Origin of the sequence: Neisseria sp. (assembly GCF_030530745.1) — a bacterium.
Taxonomy (GTDB): Bacteria; Pseudomonadota; Gammaproteobacteria; order Burkholderiales; family Neisseriaceae; genus Neisseria.
The window spans coordinates 56,459-77,535 of the sequence record NZ_JAUMUI010000008.1; the positions used below are offsets into that span (position 1 = coordinate 56,459).

20 protein-coding genes are annotated in these 21,077 nt (G+C 55.1%); 1 reads left to right on the forward strand and 19 read right to left on the reverse strand.

The features are described from left to right. Positions 1–31: 31 nt before the first annotated feature. The 18 genes from nuoK to Q3970_RS04745 all read right to left on the reverse strand — a co-directional run bounded on the left by nuoK (position 32) and on the right by Q3970_RS04745 (position 16,426). The gene (nuoK, locus tag Q3970_RS04660) at positions 32–337 is read right to left on the reverse strand and encodes an NADH-quinone oxidoreductase subunit NuoK (protein ID WP_085365830.1); all 306 of its coding nucleotides are present in this window, start codon (positions 335–337) and stop codon (positions 32–34) included. Beyond that, complete coding sequence (locus tag Q3970_RS04665; protein ID WP_303099439.1) at positions 334–990, reverse strand: NADH-quinone oxidoreductase subunit J; 657 nt, start codon at positions 988–990, stop codon at positions 334–336. Before Q3970_RS04665 ends, nuoK begins: the two co-directional genes overlap by 4 nt. 11 nt (positions 991–1,001) lie before the next feature. Further along, entirely contained in the window at positions 1,002–1,481 is a 480-nt protein-coding gene (gene nuoI, locus Q3970_RS04670) for an NADH-quinone oxidoreductase subunit NuoI (RefSeq protein WP_085365827.1), read from the reverse strand. A 66-nt stretch (positions 1,482–1,547) separates the two neighbouring features. Continuing rightward, a complete protein-coding gene (gene nuoH, locus Q3970_RS04675) occupies positions 1,548–2,624 on the reverse strand; it encodes an NADH-quinone oxidoreductase subunit NuoH (protein ID WP_303099440.1) in 1,077 nt (358 codons plus the stop codon). Positions 2,625–2,626: 2 nt separating this feature from the next. Continuing rightward, entirely contained in the window at positions 2,627–4,912 is a 2,286-nt protein-coding gene (nuoG, locus tag Q3970_RS04680; protein ID WP_303099441.1) for an NADH-quinone oxidoreductase subunit NuoG, read from the reverse strand. Between the two features lie 253 nt (positions 4,913–5,165). Beyond that, the gene (locus Q3970_RS04685) at positions 5,166–6,164 is read right to left on the reverse strand and encodes a PD-(D/E)XK nuclease family protein (RefSeq protein WP_303099442.1); all 999 of its coding nucleotides are present in this window, start codon (positions 6,162–6,164) and stop codon (positions 5,166–5,168) included. Positions 6,165–6,258: 94 nt separating this feature from the next. Beyond that, positions 6,259–7,554 carry an NADH-quinone oxidoreductase subunit NuoF gene (nuoF, locus tag Q3970_RS04690; protein ID WP_303099443.1) on the reverse strand — a complete coding sequence of 432 codons (1,296 nt, stop codon included), beginning with the start codon at positions 7,552–7,554 and terminating at the stop codon, positions 6,259–6,261. A 169-nt stretch (positions 7,555–7,723) separates the two neighbouring features. After that, entirely contained in the window at positions 7,724–8,119 is a 396-nt protein-coding gene (locus Q3970_RS04695) for a GFA family protein (RefSeq protein ID WP_303099444.1), read from the reverse strand. 164 nt (positions 8,120–8,283) lie between these two features. Next, positions 8,284–8,757, reverse strand: a complete 474-nt coding sequence (gene nuoE, locus Q3970_RS04700; protein ID WP_303099445.1) for an NADH-quinone oxidoreductase subunit NuoE — start codon at positions 8,755–8,757, stop codon at positions 8,284–8,286. Then, complete coding sequence (gene nuoD, locus Q3970_RS04705) at positions 8,757–10,013, reverse strand: NADH dehydrogenase (quinone) subunit D (protein ID WP_303099446.1); 1,257 nt, start codon at positions 10,011–10,013, stop codon at positions 8,757–8,759. The genes nuoE and nuoD overlap by 1 nt, the downstream gene beginning before the upstream one ends. Beyond that, positions 10,006–10,596: an NADH-quinone oxidoreductase subunit C gene (locus Q3970_RS04710; protein WP_303099447.1), complete on the reverse strand. Its 591-nt coding sequence runs from the start codon at positions 10,594–10,596 to the stop codon at positions 10,006–10,008. The genes nuoD and Q3970_RS04710 overlap by 8 nt, the downstream gene beginning before the upstream one ends. A 9-nt stretch (positions 10,597–10,605) precedes the next feature. Then, entirely contained in the window at positions 10,606–11,085 is a 480-nt protein-coding gene (locus Q3970_RS04715; protein ID WP_303099448.1) for an NADH-quinone oxidoreductase subunit B family protein, read from the reverse strand. Next, positions 11,076–11,444, reverse strand: a complete 369-nt coding sequence (locus Q3970_RS04720; RefSeq protein ID WP_303099449.1) for an NADH-quinone oxidoreductase subunit A — start codon at positions 11,442–11,444, stop codon at positions 11,076–11,078. The genes Q3970_RS04715 and Q3970_RS04720 overlap by 10 nt, the downstream gene beginning before the upstream one ends. A 294-nt stretch (positions 11,445–11,738) precedes the next feature. Then, a complete protein-coding gene (locus Q3970_RS04725; RefSeq protein ID WP_303099450.1) occupies positions 11,739–13,580 on the reverse strand; it encodes an ABC transporter ATP-binding protein in 1,842 nt (613 codons plus the stop codon). Between the two features lie 84 nt (positions 13,581–13,664). Further along, the gene (gene ruvA, locus Q3970_RS04730) at positions 13,665–14,246 is read right to left on the reverse strand and encodes a Holliday junction branch migration protein RuvA (RefSeq protein ID WP_303099451.1); all 582 of its coding nucleotides are present in this window, start codon (positions 14,244–14,246) and stop codon (positions 13,665–13,667) included. A gap of 117 nt (positions 14,247–14,363) precedes the next feature. Then, a complete protein-coding gene (locus tag Q3970_RS04735; RefSeq protein WP_303099469.1) occupies positions 14,364–15,029 on the reverse strand; it encodes a septal ring lytic transglycosylase RlpA family protein in 666 nt (221 codons plus the stop codon). Between the two features lie 154 nt (positions 15,030–15,183). Next, complete coding sequence (gene trmL, locus Q3970_RS04740; protein WP_303099452.1) at positions 15,184–15,648, reverse strand: tRNA (uridine(34)/cytosine(34)/5-carboxymethylaminomethyluridine(34)-2'-O)-methyltransferase TrmL; 465 nt, start codon at positions 15,646–15,648, stop codon at positions 15,184–15,186. A gap of 64 nt (positions 15,649–15,712) precedes the next feature. After that, a complete protein-coding gene (locus tag Q3970_RS04745) occupies positions 15,713–16,426 on the reverse strand; it encodes a ComF family protein (protein WP_303099453.1) in 714 nt (237 codons plus the stop codon). Here Q3970_RS04745 and bioH point away from each other — a divergent pair. Then, positions 16,425–17,168: a pimeloyl-ACP methyl ester esterase BioH gene (gene bioH, locus Q3970_RS04750; RefSeq protein ID WP_303099454.1), complete on the forward strand. Its 744-nt coding sequence runs from the start codon at positions 16,425–16,427 to the stop codon at positions 17,166–17,168. The two genes, Q3970_RS04745 and bioH, sit on opposite strands and share 2 nt — an antisense overlap. A gap of 115 nt (positions 17,169–17,283) precedes the next feature. Here bioH and Q3970_RS04755 read toward each other — a convergent pair whose 3' ends face one another. Next, complete coding sequence (locus Q3970_RS04755; protein ID WP_303099455.1) at positions 17,284–20,964, reverse strand: nitrate reductase subunit alpha; 3,681 nt, start codon at positions 20,962–20,964, stop codon at positions 17,284–17,286. Between the last annotated feature and the right edge of the window lie 113 nt (positions 20,965–21,077).

Here is a 21,077-nt window from a genome sequence, read left to right on the forward strand (position 1 = left end):
CGGCCTGATATTCACGCAGGCCGTCTGAAAATCAGCCTTTCAACGTATCCAAATCGGCCACGTTAATCGTATTGCGGTTGCGGAACACCAGCACCATAATCGCCAAGCCGATGGCGGATTCTGCGGCGGCCACGGTTAAGATGAAAAACACGAAAATCTGCCCGGCCGTGTCGCCCAAGTATTGCGAAAACGCGATAAAGTTGAAGTTTACCGCCAGCAGCATCAATTCGATCGACATCAGCAGAATCAGCACGTTTTTGCGGTTCATAAAAATACCCATGGCGCTGATGCCGAACAGAAGTGCGGCCAAAACCAGATAATGCGTTAAGGTAATCATGCTTTGCCCTCCTCTTTGCCGTCCGAATCCGTTTCGTCTGCCGTTTCAGACGGCCTGACGGCTTCCATTTTCACCATACGCAAACGGCCTTCTTTGGCATTGACTTTCACCTGATCGGCAGGGTTGACGGTTTTGGGGTTAAACGTTTTGCGGTGCACCAGCGCAATCGCCGCCACCATGCCCAACACCAGCAACACGCCCGCCAGCTCGAACGGCAGCAGGTAGGTGGTGTAGAGCTGGCTGCCCAAATCGCGCACGTTGCTGTAATCGGCGGGAATCTCTTTCATCGCGCCGAACGCGGCAAGATTGGTTTTCGGGTTCACCAAAATCAGAATCAGCGCCACCGACATCAACACGCCCACCAAACCGGCTACCGGCGCATGACGCCAAAAGCCCGCGCGCATTTCTTCGATGTCGATGTTCAGCATCATCACCACAAACAGGAACAGCACCATCACCGCGCCCACATACACCAACACCAGCGTGATGCCCAAGAATTCGGCCTGCATCAGCATCCACATCAGCGCGCTCACGCAGAAAGTAAGCACCAGATACAGCGCCGCGTGTACGGGGTTTTTTACGGTTACGGTTTTCAGCGCGCCGAACAACACGATGGCCGCCAGAATATAGAACAGGATTGCAGTAAAAGTCATCGCTCTTATCCTTATCGGTAGGGCGCGTCGGCCGCTTTGCGTTTGGCGATTTCGTTTTCGTATTTATCGCCGATGGCCAGCAGCATGGGTTTGGTGTAATACAGATCGCCACGTTTTTCGCCGTGGTATTCGAGAATATGGGTTTCCACAATCGCGTCCACCGGGCAGGCTTCTTCGCAGAAGCCGCAGAAAATGCACTTGGTCAAATCAATATCGTAACGCGTGGTGCGGCGGGTGCCGTCTTCGCGCTGCTCCGATTCGATATTGATGGCCATCGCCGGACAAACCGCTTCGCACAGTTTGCAGGCGATGCAGCGCTCTTCACCGTTGGGATACCGCCGCTGTGCGTGCAGGCCGCGGAAACGCACCGACTGCGGCGTTTTCTCTTCGGGAAACATAATCGTTTCTTTGCGGGCGAAGAAGTTTTTGAGCGTTACGCCCATGCCTTTTACCAATTCGCCGAGCAGGAAGGTTTTTACTAGGTTTGCCATATCGATTACCCTTTTGGATAGGGGTTTGTGTTTATTAACTGTTTGTCCGGGGTTTCATACGGCCTGTCATTTCCATAAACTCAGCGGCGAAATCATCCACAAGCCGATCACCACGATGCCGACAAAGCCGATAGGAATCAGCACCTTCCAACCCAAACGCATGATTTGGTCGTAGCGGTAGCGCGGGAAAGTGGCGCGTATCCACAAATAGCCGTAAAGAATAAAGGCCATTTTCACAAACATCCAGAATGCGCCCGGCGTGCCGATAAAACCCCAACTTTGCGGAAAAGGCGAGAGCCAGCCGCCCAAAAACATCAGCGAAGTGAGCGCAGCAATCAGAATCATGAAAATATATTCTGCCAAAAAGAAGAGCGCAAACGCGAAGCCGGAATATTCCACGTGGAAACCGGCCACGATTTCCGATTCGCCCTCGGCCACGTCGAACGGGGCGCGGTTGGTTTCGGCCACGGCGGAAATCAGGTAAACGATAAACAGCGGAAAGAGCGGCAGCCAGTTCCAAGAAAAAATCGAGCCGCCGGCAATGCCCTCGCTCTGCCCCTCTACGATGTCGATAAAGTTCAGGCTGCCCGACACCATCACCACGCCCACCAAAGCCGCACCCATGGCGATTTCATAGGAAATGGTTTGCGCCGAAGAACGCATCGCGCCCAAAAACGAATATTTCGAGTTGGATGCCCAACCGGCGATAATCACACCGTACACCGACAGCGAAGTAATCATCAGAATAAACAGCAGGCCGGCGTTAACGTTGGTGAGCCACCATTCGCTGCTGAACGGAATCACCGCCCATGCGGCAAACGCAGGGGCAAGCGACATCATCGGGCCGATATAGAACAGGGCTTTGTTCGACAGCTTGGGGCGGGTTACTTCTTTAAACAGCAGTTTGAACACGTCGGCAAACGGCTGAATCAGGCCGAACGGGCCGGTTACGTTGGGGCCGACGCGCAACTGCATATAGCCGATTACCTTGCGCTCGAAATAAGTGAGGTAGGCCACAGTGAGAATCAGCGGAATCAGGATAATCACAATTTTTACGATAATCGACACCACCAGGCCGACATCGTTGCCCAGCGCGCCCATTCCGAGCTGCATGGCAAACAAGGCTTGGAACCACTCTTGCATGATTATGCCCTTTCCAATTCAATGCGGTTCATTAACGCACCCAGCGCGGCATTTACGGTATGCAGCGGCAGATACACCACGTTTTCGGGCAGGTACACATCGGCCGCCACGCTCACGTCAACGCGCGCACCGCCTTGCACGGCCTGCACACGTTCGCCGTCTTGCAGGCCGAGCGCAGCCAGCGTGTTCGGATGCACACGGGCGGCGGGGGTTTGCGCATGGCTGGTGGCTTGCAGCGGTGCCGAACGGCGCACCAGCGCATCAGTGTGGTAAATGCCGACGCCGCCCACGCGCATCAGTACATGATTGCCGTCTGCGACCGCAGAAAGTCCCTGTCGGGAAACGCTTGCGCCCTGCCAAGTGCTTTGGTTGTTTAATTTTTCAGACAGGCCTTCTTGCCCAACGGCTTCTTTCAGCACCTGTTCGCTGCTGTCGTATTCAAAACCGTCCAAGCCGAACACATTGCCCAACACGCGCAATACTTTCCACAAGGGGCGGCTGTCGGCCAAGCCTTTCACCACGCCGTGGAACGATTGCAGGCGGCCTTCCATATTGATAAAGCTGCCCGACGTTTCGGTAAACGGCGCAACCGGCAGCATCACGTCGCACACTTCGCGCAAGGTTTCGCTTTCAAACGGAGTGAACGCCATCACGCTTTGCGCCTGTTTCAGCGCGGCCACGGCTTTGGCGCCGCCCGCCACGTCGATTTCCGGCTCCACGTTCAAGAGCAGCACGGCTTTTTTCGGCTGTGCCAGCATTTCCTGCACGGTTTGGCCGCCGTTCACGCCCAACACGTCTGCGCCCACGCTGTTGGCAGCCTGCGGCAGGATGCCCAAAACGGCGCCGGTGGCTGCGGCCAGTTGTTGCGCGGCGGCGTAAATCGCGGCGTAATCGGGATGGTTCTGCACTTCCGCGCCCAATATCACGGCGGCTTTTTCAGCCTGCTTGAGGCCGTCTGAAACGGCACTTTGCGTGTCTTGCGCCAGTTTGCTCAAGAAGTCCGCCCAATCGTTGGGATGCAATACTTCGTGCGCGAACAGCGGCATATGCAGCTCTTCCCTGCTGCTGGCAATCACGCTCAGAGCCATATAAGACTTGGCGGCGCGGCGCAAACGGGCGGTTAGCAGCGGCTGTTCTTTGCGCAGGTTGGCACCCACCACCAATACGGCGTCGGCGTTGCCCAAATCTTCGATGCTCTGGCCCAGCCATTGTGCACCTTGCAGGCTGCCGGCAAGGCGGTTGTCCTGCTGCATCAGGCGGGTGTCGAAATGTTTGATGCCCAAGCCGTTAGCCAGTTTTTTCGCCAGATACAGCTCTTCCACGGTGTTCGCCGGGTTGGCCCAGACGCCGATTTGGTCTTGGCCGTCTTCTTTGGCGATGCACTCCAATGTTTTCTTCACATATTCCAGCGCGGTTTGCCAGTCCACTTCGTGCCATTCGCCGCCGTGTTTGATTTTCGGCGTTTTCAGACGGCTTTCGTGATACAGGCCCTCATAGGCGAAACGGTCGCGGTCGGCAATCCAGCATTCGTTGATGGCTTCGTTTTCCAGCGGCAGCACGCGGCGCACGGTGTGGTCTTTGGTTTGCACGATCAGGTTGCTGCCCAGCGCGTCATGGGCGGAAATCGATTTGCGGCGGCTCAATTCCCACGAGCGGGCGTCATAACGGAACGGTTTGCTGGTGAGCGCGCCGACGGGGCACAAATCAATCACGTTGCCCGACAATTCGGTTTCCACCGCTTTGCCGATAAACGGCATGATTTCGGAAAACTCGCCGCGGTTGGCCATGGCGATTTCCTGCACGCCCGCGATTTCTTCGGTGAAGCGCACGCAGCGGGTGCAGTGGATGCAGCGGCTCATCTCGACGGCGGAAACCAGCGGCCCCATGTCTTTGCCGACCACCGAACGCTTTTCTTCGGTGTAGCGGCTGGCCGATTTGCCGTAGCCCACGGCCAAATCCTGCAACTGGCATTCGCCGCCCTGGTCGCAAATCGGGCAGTCGAGCGGGTGGTTGATGAGCAGAAACTCCATCACCCCGGCCTGCGCCTGTTTGGCCTTGGCCGAATGGGTGTGCACCACCATGCCGTCGGTTACCGGCGTGGCGCAGGCAGGCAGCGGTTTGGGGGCTTTTTCCACTTCCACCAAACACATGCGGCAGTTGGCGGCGATAGACAATTTTTTGTGGTAGCAGAAGTGCGGAATATAGGTGCCCAATTCGTGCGCCGCTTCCATCACAGTCGCGCCCTGCTTGACTGCAATCTGTTTACCGTCGATTTCGATTTGTAACATGGTGTGTTTCCTAGTTACGGATTTTTAAAGGTTTTTGCTTAAGGCCGTCTGAAAAAAGTTTTTCAGACAGGCATTTTGTTACTTTCAGGTAGCCTAATGTTTACTGCACCGTTTCCGTTGCTTCATTCTTATGCAGCTAGCTTATATCCGCCCGTTGTAGTGTGTGTGGCGCAGCCACGCACGGGATTGTGCGGTTTAAGTTCAAGCAACGCGTGCGTGCCGGGGGCACACACCCTACGCTTGTTACTCTTAACTACTCGCTGAATTGTTGGGCAGTTTGTTCAAAAAAGGCAATAACCTTCTTTAACCTCAATACCACATCTTCAGGATTTAACTTATCTTCTTTATTTCCAAGCCAATCTTCGCAAGCAATAACAGCAGCCGTCATGGTTTTACCTGAACCGAATCTTTTTGGCTTGTGAAGAGAAAAATTACTTTCTCGAGCTTTCTCTGATAAATATTTAAAATATGATTTAGCTTTGCTAGATTGTTGGTTTGTATCTCTTATTTTGAAACACAATTTCGCATTTTTACTTTCAATCTGCACATAAACCAACTGATGAGCTGCCAAAACACCCCACCATAATCCGCCTGCCGCATTGGCAGCATAATTCCAATTTTTTAACAATTCTCTTTCATCTAAAAAAACAAAAAAACCTTGCCAATCATACTTATTCCATTTACCGATTTCTTTGTCTTTAAATGTTTGATTTCTACCTTCGAGCATACGCAAACGTACTAAAAAATCTTGAAAAATATCATTTTCAATCTGTTGGTATTTTTCTAAAATTTTTAAAAAGTCTTGCCGTAAAAATGTATGGAAACCATCTCGTTTGACATATTCCAAACTGCCTGCACTTTGATTGCCTGTTTTCAGATAAATACATACCGGATTGGCATAGTTATGCTTAAGGCAATCTTTTTCCGCAATTTCACGGTAGCGTCTCAACTGGTTATTGTGTTGCGCTGTATTGGTTTTATCTTCAATAATCAAACGGTAATGTTGATTAACTAATACCCAAATATCAATACCCTCATGCTGCCGTTTCGCTTCAACGGAAGTAATGATGCCGTCAAAATCAGGATGATGTTTGCGCAATAATGCAGTAATAAACTCACAGCTACACTGATTAAGCTCAGGATAATCTTCTTCCCACGCTTCATCACCAAATAATAACAACCAAGTAATAAAAGCGTCTTGGCTAAGCTCTTTAGTGGCAATATTAAAAATATTGGGCTTATTTCTTTCCACCGTTAAATGCCCCTGTGATGCAAATTATTATTTTATCTTAATTAATTTATTATCTTTTTCAGACGGCCTATTCGACCCCAAAGCCGTCTGAAACTCAACACCACTTATGCTCTTTAGCCGGCTTGCCATGCTCAATATAATGTTCAAACTCATGACGGAAGTGTTTGGTAAAGCTGCGCACGGGGAACACGGCGGCGTCGGCCAAGGCGCAGATGGTACGGCCGGCCATGTTATTGCCGATGGAATCGAGCAGTTCCAAATCTTCGGGTTTGCCTTTGCCGCTGGCGATGCGGTGCACGATGCGGTAGAGCCAGCCGGTGCCTTCGCGGCAGGGGGTGCATTGGCCGCAGGATTCTTCGTGGTAGAAATAGCTTAAGCGTTCCAGCGCTTTCACCATACACACGTCTTCGTCCATCACGATCACTGCGCCGGAGCCGAGCATGGAACCGGCTTTGGCGATGGAATCGTAGTCCATATTCAGGCTCATCATGATGTCGGCGGGCAGCACGGGGGCGGACGAGCCGCCGGGAATCACGGCTTTGAGTTTTTTGCCGTCTTTCATGCCGCCGGCCATTTCCAGCAGCTTGGCAAACGGCGTGCCCAGCGGCACTTCGTAGTTGCCGGGGCGGTTAACGTGGCCGGAAATGGAAAACAGCTTGGTGCCGCCGGCGTTTTCGATGCCTTGTTCGGCAAAGGTTTTGCCGCCGTCGCGGATGATAAACGGCACGGAGGCGAAGGTTTCGGTGTTGTTGATGGTGGTGGGTTTGCCGTAGAGGCCGTATGAAGCGGGGAACGGCGGTTTGAAGCGCGGCTGGCCTTTTTTGCCTTCCAAGCTCTCCAACAGCGCGGTTTCTTCGCCGCAGATGTAGGCGCCGTAGCCGTGGGCTGCGAACAGCTCGAAATCGAAGCCCAAGCCCATGATGTTTTTACCCAGATAACCGGCTTGGCGCGCTTCGGCCAGCGCGGCTTCAAAGCGTTGGTAGCCTTCGAAGATTTCGCCGTGGATATAGTTGTAACCTGCTTCGGCGCCCATGGCGTAGCCGGCGATAATCATGCCTTCGATCAGGGCGTGCGGGTTGAAGTTGATGATGTCGCGGTCTTTAAACGTGCCGGGTTCGCCTTCGTCGGTGTTGCAGACAACGTATTTGGCGCCGGGGAACGAACGGGGCATAAAGCTCCATTTCAGGCCGGTGGGGAAGCCTGCGCCGCCGCGGCCGCGCAAGCCGGACGTTTTCACTTCGGCGATCACGTCGTCTTGCGAGATTTTTTCGCTGAGGATTTTGCGCAAGGCCTGATAGCCACCGCGCTTCACGTATTCTTCCAGCGTCCAGCAGTTCGGGTTTTGGGTGTCCACTCGGTCAAAAATGACGCCTGATTGGTAAATAGCCATTTGTGTGCCCTGTCGGTTAACTTTTGCTTTAATCTATCTCGGTTTTATTCGGTTTCGCAGGTCTGGCATTGATGCCCGACAAAATATCTCTAACCATTCGTCGGGTATCAATGCCCGACCTACTGTTGTTTTCAGACGGCCTGTATTTGTGTTGGGTTTTCAACCCTACCTACTCTTGCCCACCTACCATCGCCAAAAATTCGCTTTCGGTCAGCTTGGGCGTATCGTTGGCCAACTCGTAATAAGGTGCCTTGCAATCGATAAAAATTTGGCTTTCCAACTCGAAACCGGCATTGTCGGCAAACAATCCGGCGTTGATGTAATAATCGTCGCCCACCTGCACAAACAAATGCGTGCCGCATTGTTTGCAGAAACAGCGCTCCGCCCACTCGGACGAGCGGTAACGGCCGATGTGTCCGCCGCCGCTGATTTCAGGCGTTTTGGCCGTTAGGGTAAAGCCCGCACCGCCGCCCCAAGTGCGGCATTTGCCGCAATGGCAGGCATGCAGTTTGCGCTCGGCTTCGACTTTCAGCGATACGGCACCGCACAGGCATTTTGCTTCCATTGCTGCTTCCTTTCTTTGTTTTCAGACGGCCTGGATTTGTGTTGGGTTTTCAATCCAACCTACTCTTGCTTTTGCTTGTAGGTCGGGCATTGATGCCCGACAAAATATCCTGAACCATTATCGTCGGGCATCAATGCCCGGCCTACGCGTTTTTCAGACGGCCTTTATCTCAACTCCGCCAGTTTCGCTTCAATCGCCTCTTCGGTCATAAAGCTGCACATTTTATGGTTGTTTACCAACATTACCGGAGCATCGCCGCATGCGCCCATGCATTCGCCTTCTACCAGCGTGTAGAGGCCGTCTGAAGTGGTTTCGCCGTAGCCGATGCCGAGTTTCCGCTTCAGGTATTCGCCCGCGTCCACGCCGCCGCGCAGGGCGCAGGGAAGGTTGGTGCAGACGGTGAGTTTGTATTTGCCGACGGGGGCGAGGTCGTACATATTGTAGAACGTGGCGACTTCGTAGGCGGCGGCAGGGGCGATGCCGACATAGTCGGCCACATACTCGATGGTTTCGGCGCTCAGCCAGCCCAATTCGGTCTGCGCGATGCGCAGCGCGCCCATAATCGCCGAACGGCGCTGGTCGGCCGGGTATTTGGTCAGCTCGACATCAATCAGTTTTAAAGATTCAGCGGATAACATTAGCGGTCTACCTCCCCGAATACGATGTCTTGCGTGCCGATGATGGCCACCACGTCGGCGAGCATGTGGCCGCGCGCCATTTCGTCCATGCCTTGCAGGTGGGCGAAGCCGGGGGCGCGGATTTTCAGGCGGTAGGGTTTGTTGGCGCCGTCTGAAATCATATAGATGCCGAACTCGCCTTTGGGGTGTTCCACGGCGGTATAGGTTTCGCCTTCGGGCACGTGCATGCCTTCGGTAAACAGTTTGAAATGGTGGATCAGGTCTTCCATGCCCATTTTCATTTCGGTGCGCCTAGGCGGGGCGACTTTGTGGTTGCCGGTAATCACGGGGCCGGGGTTGGCTTTGAGCCATTGCACGCATTGTTTGATGATGCGGTTGGATTCGCGCATTTCGTTGATGCGGCACAGGTAGCGGTCGTAGCAGTCGCCGTTCACGCCGACGGGGATATCGAAATCTACGTTGGCATAAGCATCATAAGGGGCTTTTTTGCGGATATCCCACTCCACGCCAGAACCGCGCAGCATCACGCCGGTAAAGCCTTTTTGCAGGGCGCGCTCGGGCGAAACCACGCCGATGCCGACGGTACGCTGTTTCCAGATGCGGTTGTCGGTGAGCAGGCTTTCGTATTCGTCCACGCAGCCTGGGAAGCGCTCGGTGAAGGCTTCGATAAAGTCGAGCATGGTGCCTTCGCGCGATTCGTTCAGTTTTTTCAGCACTTTGGCGTTGCGGAATTTGCTCGATTCGTATTTGGGCATAAAGTCGGGCAAATCGCGGTACACGCCGCCGGGGCGGAAATAAGCCGCGTGCATACGGGCACCGGATACGGCTTCGTACAAGTCCATCAGCTCTTCGCGCTCGCGGAAGGCATACAGGAATACGGTCATCGCACCGATATCAAGCGCGTGCGAACCGATGCCCATCAGGTGGTTCAAAATACGGGTAACTTCGGCGAACATCACGCGGATATATTGGGCGCGGATGGGCACTTCGATGCCGGTTAGCTTTTCCACCGCCAGGCAATAAGCCTGCTCGTTCACCATCATGGAAACGTAGTCCAAGCGGTCCATATAAGGCAGCGCTTGCAGATAAGTGCGGGTTTCGGCCAGTTTTTCAGTACCGCGGTGCAAGAGGCCGATATGCGGATCGGCGCGGACGATGGTTTCGCCGTCCAATTCCAGAATCATGCGCAATACGCCGTGGGCAGCGGGGTGTTGCGGGCCGAAGTTGATGGTGTAGTTTCTTAATTTGTTAGCCACCGTAGTTCTCCTCGCGGACGATGCGCGGGGTGATTTCGCGCGGCTCGATGGTTACAGGTTGGTAGATAACGCGTTTTTCGGCTTCGTCGTAACGCATTTCGACATAACCGGAAATCGGAAAATCTTTGCGGAAAGGATGTCCGACAAAACCGTAATCGGTGAGGATGCGGCGCAGGTCGGGGTGGTTGTTGAACAGGATACCGTAAAGATCGAAGGCTTCGCGTTCGTACCAGTCGGCGCTGTTGTAGATTTCGGTTACGGAATCCACCACGGGAAAGTCGTCGTCCTGACACCATACGCGCACACGGATGCGCTGGTTATTTTTCACGGAAACCAGTTGGCTCGCCACGGCAAAGCGCTTGCCCTCCCACGGTTCGTTTTTATAGGTGCTGTAATCCACGCCGCACAAATCAACCAGAGATTCGAAATGCAAATCGGCATGGTCGCGCAGGGTGGTCATAATTTCCAGATAGTTTTCAGGCAGGCATTCGACGGTGATTTCGCCCAAGGCTGAAATTACTTTGGCGGCTTTGTCCCAAAGAATGCGGGCAACGGTTTCGTGCAATGTCTGTATATCGGCCACAGTGTCCTCCTAATCCCGTGCAATCGTGGCGGTTCGCCTTATCTTGCCTTGAAGCTGGATCAGGCCGTAAATCAAGGCTTCTGCAGTGGGCGGGCAGCCGGGCACGTAAACATCTACCGGCACAATGCGGTCGCAGCCGCGCACCACCGAATAAGAATAATGGTAGTAACCGCCGCCGTTGGCACAAGAGCCCATAGAAAGCACCCAGCGCGGTTCGGCCATTTGGTCGTATACGCGGCGCAGCGCAGGCGCCATTTTGTTGCACAGCGTGCCGGCCACAATCATCAGATCCGACTGACGCGGCGAGGGGCGGAAAATGATACCGAAGCGGTCCAAATCATAACGTGCGGCACCGGCCTGCATCATTTCAACCGCACAGCAGGCCAAACCGAAGGTTACCGGCCACAAAGAACCTGTTCGCACATAGTTGAGCACCGTATCCGCGCTGGCGGTTACGAAGCCTTTATTCAAAACACCTTCTATTCCCATTCCAACGCACCCTTTTTCCATTCGTAAACAAAGCCTACGGTGAGCACCGCAATAAACACAAACATCGACCAGAAAGCATACTGTCCGTGCTCGGCAGCCAGATCTTTAAACACCACCGCCCACGGAATCATAAACGCTACTTCCAAATCGAACAGAATAAACAGAATCGCCACCAAATAATAGCGCACGTCAAACCTCATGCGTGCGTTTTCAAAAGCCTCAAAACCGCACTCGAAAGGCGTGTCTTTTTCTGCATAATGGCGTTTTGGCCCGAGCAGGTTGCCCAGCGCCAAGAACACAATACCCGCTGTCAGGCCGACAAGGATGAATACCAATACGGGGAAATAGTTTGCCAACATTAGCTGCACCTGGTTCCGTTAACATAAAATACCGATAAATATTTGATGATTTTATCCAATTTAAGACGCGTTTTAAAGTTCGCCCGCCCAAAATGTCGAAAAAAAACCAATAATTTCAATCATTTTAGAGAACGATTCTCATTAATTGAGCAGTGCCGGAAATACGCCTTAGCCGAATCATAAAAGGCCGGTTGTTTTTCCTGCAGCAGTTCATTATCACACTCAATCATTACATCAAACTACATTTAGGCTGCGGTGATTTTCAGACGGCAAGTTTGTGCCGTGCCGCCATTTTCAGCCTTCGCTGTTTAAAAAACCTCCGCTCTGACGCGCCCACAATTTGGCATACAGACCGCCTTTTGCCAACAGCTCTGCATGACTACCCTCTTCGACGATGCGGCCTTTGTCGAGCACAATCAGCCTGTCCATCGCAGCGATGGTAGAGAGGCGGTGGGCGATGGCAATCACGGTTTTGTTTTCCATCATTTTATCGAGGCTTTCCTGAATGGCGGCTTCCACTTCGGAATCCAAAGCGCTGGTAGCCTCGTCGAGCAGCAGAATCGGCGCGTCTTTCAGCATCACGCGGGCGATGGCGATGCGCTGGCGCTGGCCGCCTGAAAGTTTTACGCCGCGCTCGCCCACATGGGCATCATAACCGCGGCGGCCTTTGGCGTCGTATAAATCGGGGATAAATCCTGCGGCTTCGGCGCGTCCGGCGGCGTTTATCATGTCTTCTTCGGTGGCATCCGGGCGGCCGTAAACGATATTGTCGCGAACCGAGCGGTGCAGCAGGCTGGTATCCTGCGTAACCAGTCCGATTCGGGCGCGCAGGCTTTCTTGGGTAACGTCGTTGATATTTTGGCCGTCGATAAGGATTTTGCCGCTCTGTGGCTCGTAAAAACGCAGCAGCAGGTTGACGATGGTGGATTTACCCGCACCGCTGCGGCCGATCAGGCCGACTTTTTCGCCGGGTTTGATATGCAGGTTGAAGCCGTTGAGCAGCGGTTTGCCGGTTTCGTAAGAAAAATCAATATGCTCGAAACGGATGTCGCCCTCTTCCACTTTCAACGGCAGCGCCTGAGGTTTATCGACGATGGTGTGCGGTTTCGACAGCGTTACCATGCCATCGTTGACCGTGCCGATGTTCTCAAACAGGCGCGCCGACTCCCACATAATATATTGCGACAGGCCGTTCACGCGCAGCGCCATGGCGGTGGCGGTGGCTACCGCGCCCACGCCCACCTGGCCGTTGTACCACAGCCAAATCCCCAGGGCGGCGGTGGAAACGGTGAGTGAGGTGTTCACCAAAAAGCTGCATGTTTGCAGCAAGGTCGCCAGCCGCATCTGCGCGTGCACGGTAACCATAAATTCCTGCATCGACTGCTTGGCATAGCGTGCTTCGCGTGCACCGTGTGAAAACAGTTTGACGGTGGCGATGTTGGAATAGGCATCGGTGATGCGGCCGGTCATCAGGCTGCGGGCATCGGCCTGCCGCTGTGCGGTTTTGCCGAGCTTGGGAATCAACATCACCATCACCGCACCAAAACCGACAATCCAACCGACAAACGGTAGCAGCAACCAAGAATCCAGCGCCACCAGAATCACGCCCGAGGTAATAAAATACACTATCACATACACCACCATATCGGCGATGGTCATCACCACATCGCGCACTGCCAGTGCAGTCTGCATAACTTTGGCCGATACGCGGCCGGCAAATTCGTCTTGATAAAACCCCAGGCTCTGCCCCAGCATCAGGCGGTGGAAATTCCAGCGCAGGCGCATGGGAAACACGCCTTGCAGGGTTTGCAGGCGCAAATTCGAGGCGGCAAACTGCCACAACACCGCAAACAGCATCATCGCCAGCATGGCGGCCAGCGCCCAGCCTTTTTCGGCCAGCAGCGTTGCAGGGGTGTATTTGCCCAGCCAGTCGACGATTTTGCCCATAAACTGGAACACCAGCGCTTCCATGATGCCGATACCGGCGGTAAACACGGCCAGCGCCGCAATCCAGCCGCGCATACCGTTAAGGTTGCTCCAAATGAAGCGGAACAGCCCTTTTTCGGGCGTTTTCGGTGCATCGTCGGGATACGGCTCGATGCGCGATTCAAACCAGTTGAAAATTCGGTTAATCATATCGGTTACTCTGACTTTTCGGCTGCAAAGCATTTCAGACGGCCTCATTTATTGCAAAACATTTGCAGGCCGTCTGAAACGCTTTTATTTCAACAAATTCTTCAATGCCAAACGCACGCCCTCGCCCACGTCGGTGCCGGCGGGAATGCCTTTTACCGCCGCTTTGGCTTCGCGTTCGTTATAGCCCAGCGCCAGCAGCGTGCTGACGATATCGTCGGTTTCATTATCGGCGGCAGGTGCCGGCAGACCGGCGGCCGCATTTTCCGGCACCAGCTTGCCGCGCAGCTCCAATACCATGCGCTCGGCGGTTTTCTTGCCGATGCCCGGGGCGGACGAGAGGCGTTTCACGTCTTCCTGCGCCACCGCCTGCGCCAATTCGTCGGCGCTCATGGCCGATAAAATGCCCAGCGCGGTTTTAGCGCCGATACCGCTTACCTTTACCAACTGACGGAAGGTAGCACGCTCGGCGGCGGTGGCAAAGCCGAACAGCAGGTGCGCGTCTTCTCGCACCACCAGCTGCGTGTAAAGCTGCACGGTTTCACCCGGCGGCGGCAGCAGGTAGAAGGTCTGCATCGACACATCCACCTCATACCCCACACCGTTCACGTCAATCACGATCTGCGGCGGGGCTTTTTCAACCAGCCTGCCGCTGAGCCTGCTAATCATGGCATTCTTTCGTTATTTTTCAGACGGCCTGCATTATAACCCTTCATCACATCTCCCGCCCAAAACAAAACGGCCTGCACTCAGGCAGGCCGTCTGAAACAAACCGAACGGTTTTAATCAAATGGCGGTCAGCACACGGCCTTTTACCGTATCGGCGTGTTCCTGACGTTGGAACGGGCCCATTCTCACCACATAATTGCCGTCTTGCTTCACCACAGATACTTTTTGGTCGATATCGGACGACTTCAAATGATTGCCCGTGCGTTTCAGGTATTGCTGCGCCTCGGCCTTGGTGCCGAAACTTTTCAGGTTCACATAAATATTGCGGGCTTCGTTTTGAGCCGGGCTCTCGGCAGGCCCGCTGCCCGGCACGATTTGCTCGACGCGCACTTTGGCCGTGCCCTTGTTGATAAAGCCGAGCTTGGCGGCGGCGGCTTTCGACACGTCCATCACGCGGCTGCCGTGGAAGGGGCCGCGGTCGTTGATGCGCACCACCACGCTTTTGCCGTTAGCCAGATTGGTTACGCGGGCGTAGCTGGGAATCGGCAGGGTTTTGTGGGCGGCGGTCATCGCGTGCATATTGTAGCGCTCGCCGCTGGCGGTTTTGCGGCCGTGAAACTGGCTGCCATACCATGAAGCACTGCCGGTTTGGCTGAACGATGAAACTTTTTTCAAAGGGTTGTAGCGCTTGCCGGCCACTTTGTAGCTCAGATTGGCCGAAGGGCTGAGTTTTTCGGCTTTCACTACGGCGTCGGCCTGAACAGGCGCGGCGGCGAAGGCCAGCGCAAGGGCGGCGAAAGCGGCGGTAAAGAAATTTCGTTTGGCTTGTGTCAAAACAGGTTCCAGTTCTTGAGTGAATAAAAAATATTTTCAGACGGCCGGAACCATTTCATCAATATCAACTCATATAAACAAACAATTTATATTGATGGAACGGTTAAACACCGCCTGCATAACCGTTTTGCCGCCATGCTTCGAACAACATCACGGCAACAGTGTTGGAAAGGTTCATGCTTCTGCTGCCGGGCAGCATGGGCAGTCGCAGTTTCTGTTCCGCCGGCAGGCTTGCCAGAATTTCCGCAGGCAGGCCGCGGGTTTCGGGGCCGAACAGAAACACATCACCTTCCTGAAACGCCGCCTCATCCGGGCGGGCGCTGCCTTTGGTGGTAAGCGCGAAAATGCGCCGGCCCGCCAAGGCTTTCAGGCAGTCTGCAAAGTTTTCATGCACGGTCAGTTCGGCAAATTCGTGGTAATCCAGCCCTGCCCGCTTCATTTTGCTCGAATCCAACGGGAAACCGAGCGGTTTCACTAGGTGTAAATCGGCGCCGGTGTTGGCGCAGAGGCGGATAATGTTGCCCGTGTTGGGGGGAATTTCGGGTTGGTATAAAACTACGGTAAACATATGGATTGTTTGCCCTAACCTGCGCACTATGCCGTAAGCAGCGGCGTGCGTCAAAAAAATTTCGTTATTTTTTCAATTGAGTATGTGCAAGCGCCCAGCAGAAAACCGCTGAAGCGCCCGCCTGTTTTAGCGTTCGTGCCAATTCTTCAAACGTTGCGCCCGTGGTAGTAACGTCGTCAACCAGTAATATCTTACGGTTCTTAACATATTGATTATTTAATACAAAAGCATTTTTTACGTTTTTGCGCCGTTCGTTCTGTTTCAGCGTGCTTTGCGGCGCATGATGCCGTCTGAAAACGGCCGTGTGCGGCAGCACGGGCAAACTGTAGCGTTTTCCCACTGCTTCGGCCAAGCCGTCGCTTTGATTGAAACCGCGGAACAACCGCCGCCGTTTGCTCAAAGGCATGGCCAATACACAATCAGCTTCTGCACTTTCCAGCCACGGCGGCGGGTGGTTCAGCATCACGGCGCACAACGGCCGCAGCATACTTCTGTCGGCACGGTGTTTGAATGCATGCAGCATATTGCTGACGGGTGCTTCATAATATGCCGAAGCCCACAACCGCTCGAACGGCGGCGGTGTTTTCTGGCAGCGCCCGCATACCGTGCCGCCCGCGCTGATTTCACCGCAACACGGGCAGACATGGCCGGCATCGGTATGCAAAACCGACAAATCGGCCGCACAGCCTGCACACAGGCCGTCTGAAGCCGCCGGGCCGTGGCATAATAGGCAGTCTTTTTCGTCCCGGCGTTTCCGCCACCAAGAAAGCACATTCATGACGCATTCCCCGAAAAATGTTTATCTGATACACGGCTGGGCGGCCAACCGCCATATTTTCGACGATTTAACCCCGCGCCTGCCTGCAAACTGGCATATCCGCGCCCTCAACCTGCCCGGCCACGGCGGTGCGCCGTTTAACGGCGGTTTCGACGTGGCCGCCGCAGCCGACGCTTTCGCCGGACAAATCAGCGAACCCGCCTATTTGGTAGGCTGGTCGCTCGGCGGGCTGGTGGCGCTTTATCTCGCGCACCGCCACCCTGAAAAAGTGCGCGCACTGTGCCTGACCGCCAGCTTCGCCCGCTTTCAGGCCGCACCCGACTATCCCGAAGGGTTGAGCAACCCCGCGCTGGCGAAAATGATTGTTTTGTTTGAGCAAGACTATCACAAATATATGAAACAGTTTCTTCAGTTGCAATTTTTGTATGCAAAAGACCAACACCCGGTTTTAGAAAAAGTGCTGCCCGACATCGTGAAACACGGCGCACCCGCCGCCATGCAGGCCGCGCTCGATGCCGTTGCAGTCGCCGACGCCCGCTCCTTCCTGCCGCACATCCATGCCCCCACCCTGCTGATTTTCGGTGCCAAAGATTCCATCACCCCTCCCCGTATGGGCGAATACCTGCACCGCCACCTGCCGCAAAGCGAGCTGCATATTATAGAAAAAGCCGCCCATGCGCCGTTTCTCACTCAGGCCGGGGAGTTTGCACGGTTGTTGACAGATTTTGTAGAAACACATTAAACCTTGCACGCGCATCCCGATCAGCCCGAAGCCTTGGTAAAACCATTCGGGCCGTCTGAAAAACAGGCGCCTGTCTGAAATCCTTTCCAGACAGGCGCCTGTTTTTCAGACGGCCTTATTTCACCGGCGTATCCATCCAATCGATGTTTTTCATTTTGCGCACAATCACCCATTCGTCGCGGTTAGAACCTACCGTACCGTAGTAGTTGAAGCTGTAGGCCAATTGGGCGTAGCCGCCGATCATGTGGGTGGGCTTCAGAATAGCGCGGGTTACCGAGTTGTGGATGCCGCCGCGCTTTTTGGACACTTCGGCCGCAGGGGTGTGGACGATTTTTTCCTGCGCGTGATACATCAAAATCATGGTTTCGGGGATGCGCTGGCTCACAATGGCACGACAGGCGATGGTGCCGTTGGCGTTGAACACTTCCACCCAGTCGTTATCGACAATGCCGGCTTTTTTGGCATCGATTTCGCTAATCCAAACGTGCGGCCCGCCGCGCGAGAGGGTGAGCATACGCAGGTTTTCGGAATAGGTGCTGTGTATGCCCCATTTTTGGTGCGGCGTTAAGAAATTAAGGGTAATTTCTTTGTTGCCGTTGGGGTATTTGCCCAGCAGTTTTTGGGTGGTTTTGAAATCGACGGCAGGTTTGTACACGCACAGGTGTTCGCCGAAATCGCGCATCCATTTGTGGTCTTGGTAGAACTGCTGGCGGCCGGTAAGGGTGCGCCACGGAATCAGTTCGTGCACGTTGGTGTAGCCGGCGTTGTAGCACACTTCTTCGCTTTCCACGCCCGACCAGATCGGCGAGGTTACGATTTTGCGCGGCTGGGCGACGATGTCGCGGAAGCGGATGGCGGTGTGCTCGCTGCTGTTGATCAGGTGGGTGTGGTCGCGGCCGGTGGTTTTGCCCAAGGCTTCCCAGGCTTTTTTGGCCACGTGGCCGTTGGTTTCGGGCGCGAGGGTCAGTACCATTTCGCAGGCATCGATGGCGGTGTCGATTTTCGGCTGGCCTTTGCCCACGCCTTCTTCGCGCACGCCGTTGAGTTTGCGCAGAAATTCGACTTCGTGTTTGGTGTCCCACGCCATGCCTTTGCCGTTGTTGTTCACTTTTTCGAGCAGGGGGCCGATGCTGGTGAATTTTTCGTAAACGGCGCCGTAGTCGCGCTCAACCACGGTAACGGCGGGCATGGTTTTGCCGGGAACGGGGTCGCATTCGCCGTGTTTCCAGTCTTTCGGGTCGAAGGGCTGGCCGAGTTCCTGCGGGCTGTCGTGCATGAGGGGGGTTAAGACGATGTCTTTGCGCACGCCGAGGTAGTCTTTGGCCAGCTCGCTGAATTTTTTGGCGAAGCCTTTGTAGATTTCCCAGTCGGTTTTGCTCTGCCACAGGGGCTGCACGGCTTCGGTTAAGGGGTGGATGAAGGGGTGCATATCCGAGGTGTTGAGGTCGTCTTTTTCATACCAGGTGGCGGTGGGCAAGACGATGTCGCCGTAGAGGCAGGTGGTGGACATGCGGAAGTCGAGCACGGTGAGCAGGTCGAGCTTGCCTTCGGCGGCGGGGCGCACGGTGATTTCAGACGGCCTGATGCAGTCTTCGTCGTTTTCGTCGCCCAACACGGCGTTTTGGGTGCCGAGCAGGTATTTCAGAAAATATTCGTGGCCTTTGCCTGATGAGCCGAGCAGGTTGGAGCGCCACACAAACAGGTTGCGCGGGAAGTTTTTCGGGTTGTCGGGGTCGTTGCAGGCCATGTCGAGCGAGCCGTCTTTCAGACGGCCTGCCACGTATTGCGCGGCATCGGCGCCGGCTTGCGCGGCTTCGTCGGCAATGTCGAGCGGGTTGGCGCCCAGTTGCGGCGCGCTGGGCAGCCAGCCCATGCGTTCGGCTTTGGCGTTGTAGTCGATCATCGAAATGCTGCCAATGCCGCCGTCGGCATTGGGGGCGAGGATTTCGTCGACGCCCACTTTTTCATGCCGCCATTGGCTGGTGTGGGCATAGAAGAACGAGGTGCCGTTCATCTGGCGCGGCGGGCGGTGCCAGTCGGTGGCGAAGGTGAGCGGAATCCAGCCGGATTGCGGGCGCAGTTTTTCCTGCCCCACGTAGTGGCACCAGCCGCCGCCGGATTTGCCGATGGCGCCACACATCATCAGCATGTTGATGATGCCGCGGTAGGTCATGTCCATGTGATACCAGTGGTTGAGGCCGGCGCCCACAATCACCATGCTGCGGCCTTCGGTGTCGTGCGCGTTTTGGGCGAACTCGCGGGCTACCTGAACCACCAGGCGGGGGTTTACGCCGGTGTGTTTTTCCTGCCAGGCGGGGGTGTAGGGTTTGTCTTCGCTGTAGTCTTTGGCCGAGTTTTCGCAGCCCAAGCCGTTGTCGATGCCGTAGTTGGCCACCATCAAATCAAACACGGTGGCCACCAGCGCGGTTTCGCCGTCGGCCAGCGGAATGCGTTTGACGGGCACTTTGCGGTAGATCATGTCGTCGTGTTCGCCGCCGAAATAGGTAAAACCTACGCTGGCGGTTTCATCAGCACTGTCTTTCAGCGACAGCGCGGCTTTCACCTCACTGCCCTGCGCCTGGGTTTCGAGGTTCCATTTGCGGCTGCCGTCCCAGCGGAAGCCGATGGAGCCGTTGGGCACGGCGAGGCCGTCTGAAAGCTCGTCCCACACCAGCGTTTTCCATTCGGGGTTTTGTTCTTCGCCAAAATTGCCGCTCAATTCGGAGGCGCGCAGGAAATATTTGGGCGCATAGCCTTTGCCGTCGGCTTCCAGGCGCACCAGCATCGGCATATCGGTGAGGCGGCGGATATAGTCGGTAAAATAGGGCGAGGGGTTTTCGAGGTGGAATTCTTTCAGAATCACATGGCCCATCGCCATCGCCAGAGCGGCGTCGGTGCCTTGTTTGGGGGCGAGCCAGATGTCGCCGAACTTGGCCATTTCGCCGAAATCGGAAGAAACGGCCACGGTTTTAGTGCCTTTGTAGCGCACTTCGGTGTAGAAGTGCGCGTCGGGCGTGCGCGTCATCGGCACGTTGGAACCCCACACCATCAGATAATTCGAGTTATACCAGTCGGCCGATTCGGCCACGTCGGTTTGTTCGCCCCAAATCTGCGGGCTGGCGGGCGGCAGGTCGCAATACCAGTCGTAAAACGATAAGGCCACGCCGCCGAGCAGGCTTAAGTAGCGCACGCCCGCCGCATAGCTCACCATCGACATCGCCGGAATCGGCGAGAAGCCGATGACGCGGTCGGGGCCGTAGTTTTTAATGGTGTAGGCATTGGCCGCCGCCACCATCTCGTTGGCCTCTTCCCAAGAAGCGCGCACGAAGCCGCCCAAGCCGCGCTGGGTTTTATAGGATTTGGCGCGCGCTTCGTCTTCCACGATATACGCCCACGCTTCAATCGGGTTCATGGTTTTGCGCGCCTGCCGCCACATTTCGGCCAGCACGCCGCGCATCATCGGGTATTTCACGCGCTGGGCGGAATACACATACCAGCTGTAAGAAGCCCCGCGCGGGCAGCCCCTCGGCTCGTGGTTGGGCAGGTCGGGGCGGGTACGCGGATAGTCGGTTTGCTGGGTTTCCCAAGTGATCAGGCCGTTTTTCACATACACCTTCCAACTGCACGAACCGGTGCAGTTCACGCCGTGGGTGGAGCGCACCACTTTATCGTGCTGCCAGCGGCTGCGGTAGGCATTTTCCCACTTGCGATCTTCCGTGGTTAACACACCGTGCCCGTTGGCAAACGGTTCGTGTTGTTTGCTGAAGAATTTCAGGCGGTCTAAAAAGTGGCTCATGATGTATTCCTTTAGCTTGTCGTCTCAGACAGGCGGCGCCTCTCTGAAAAATAATTTTTTACGCTTTGGAATATAAAACAGCCTCTCGCCGGAAAATATGCACCGAAAGGGTT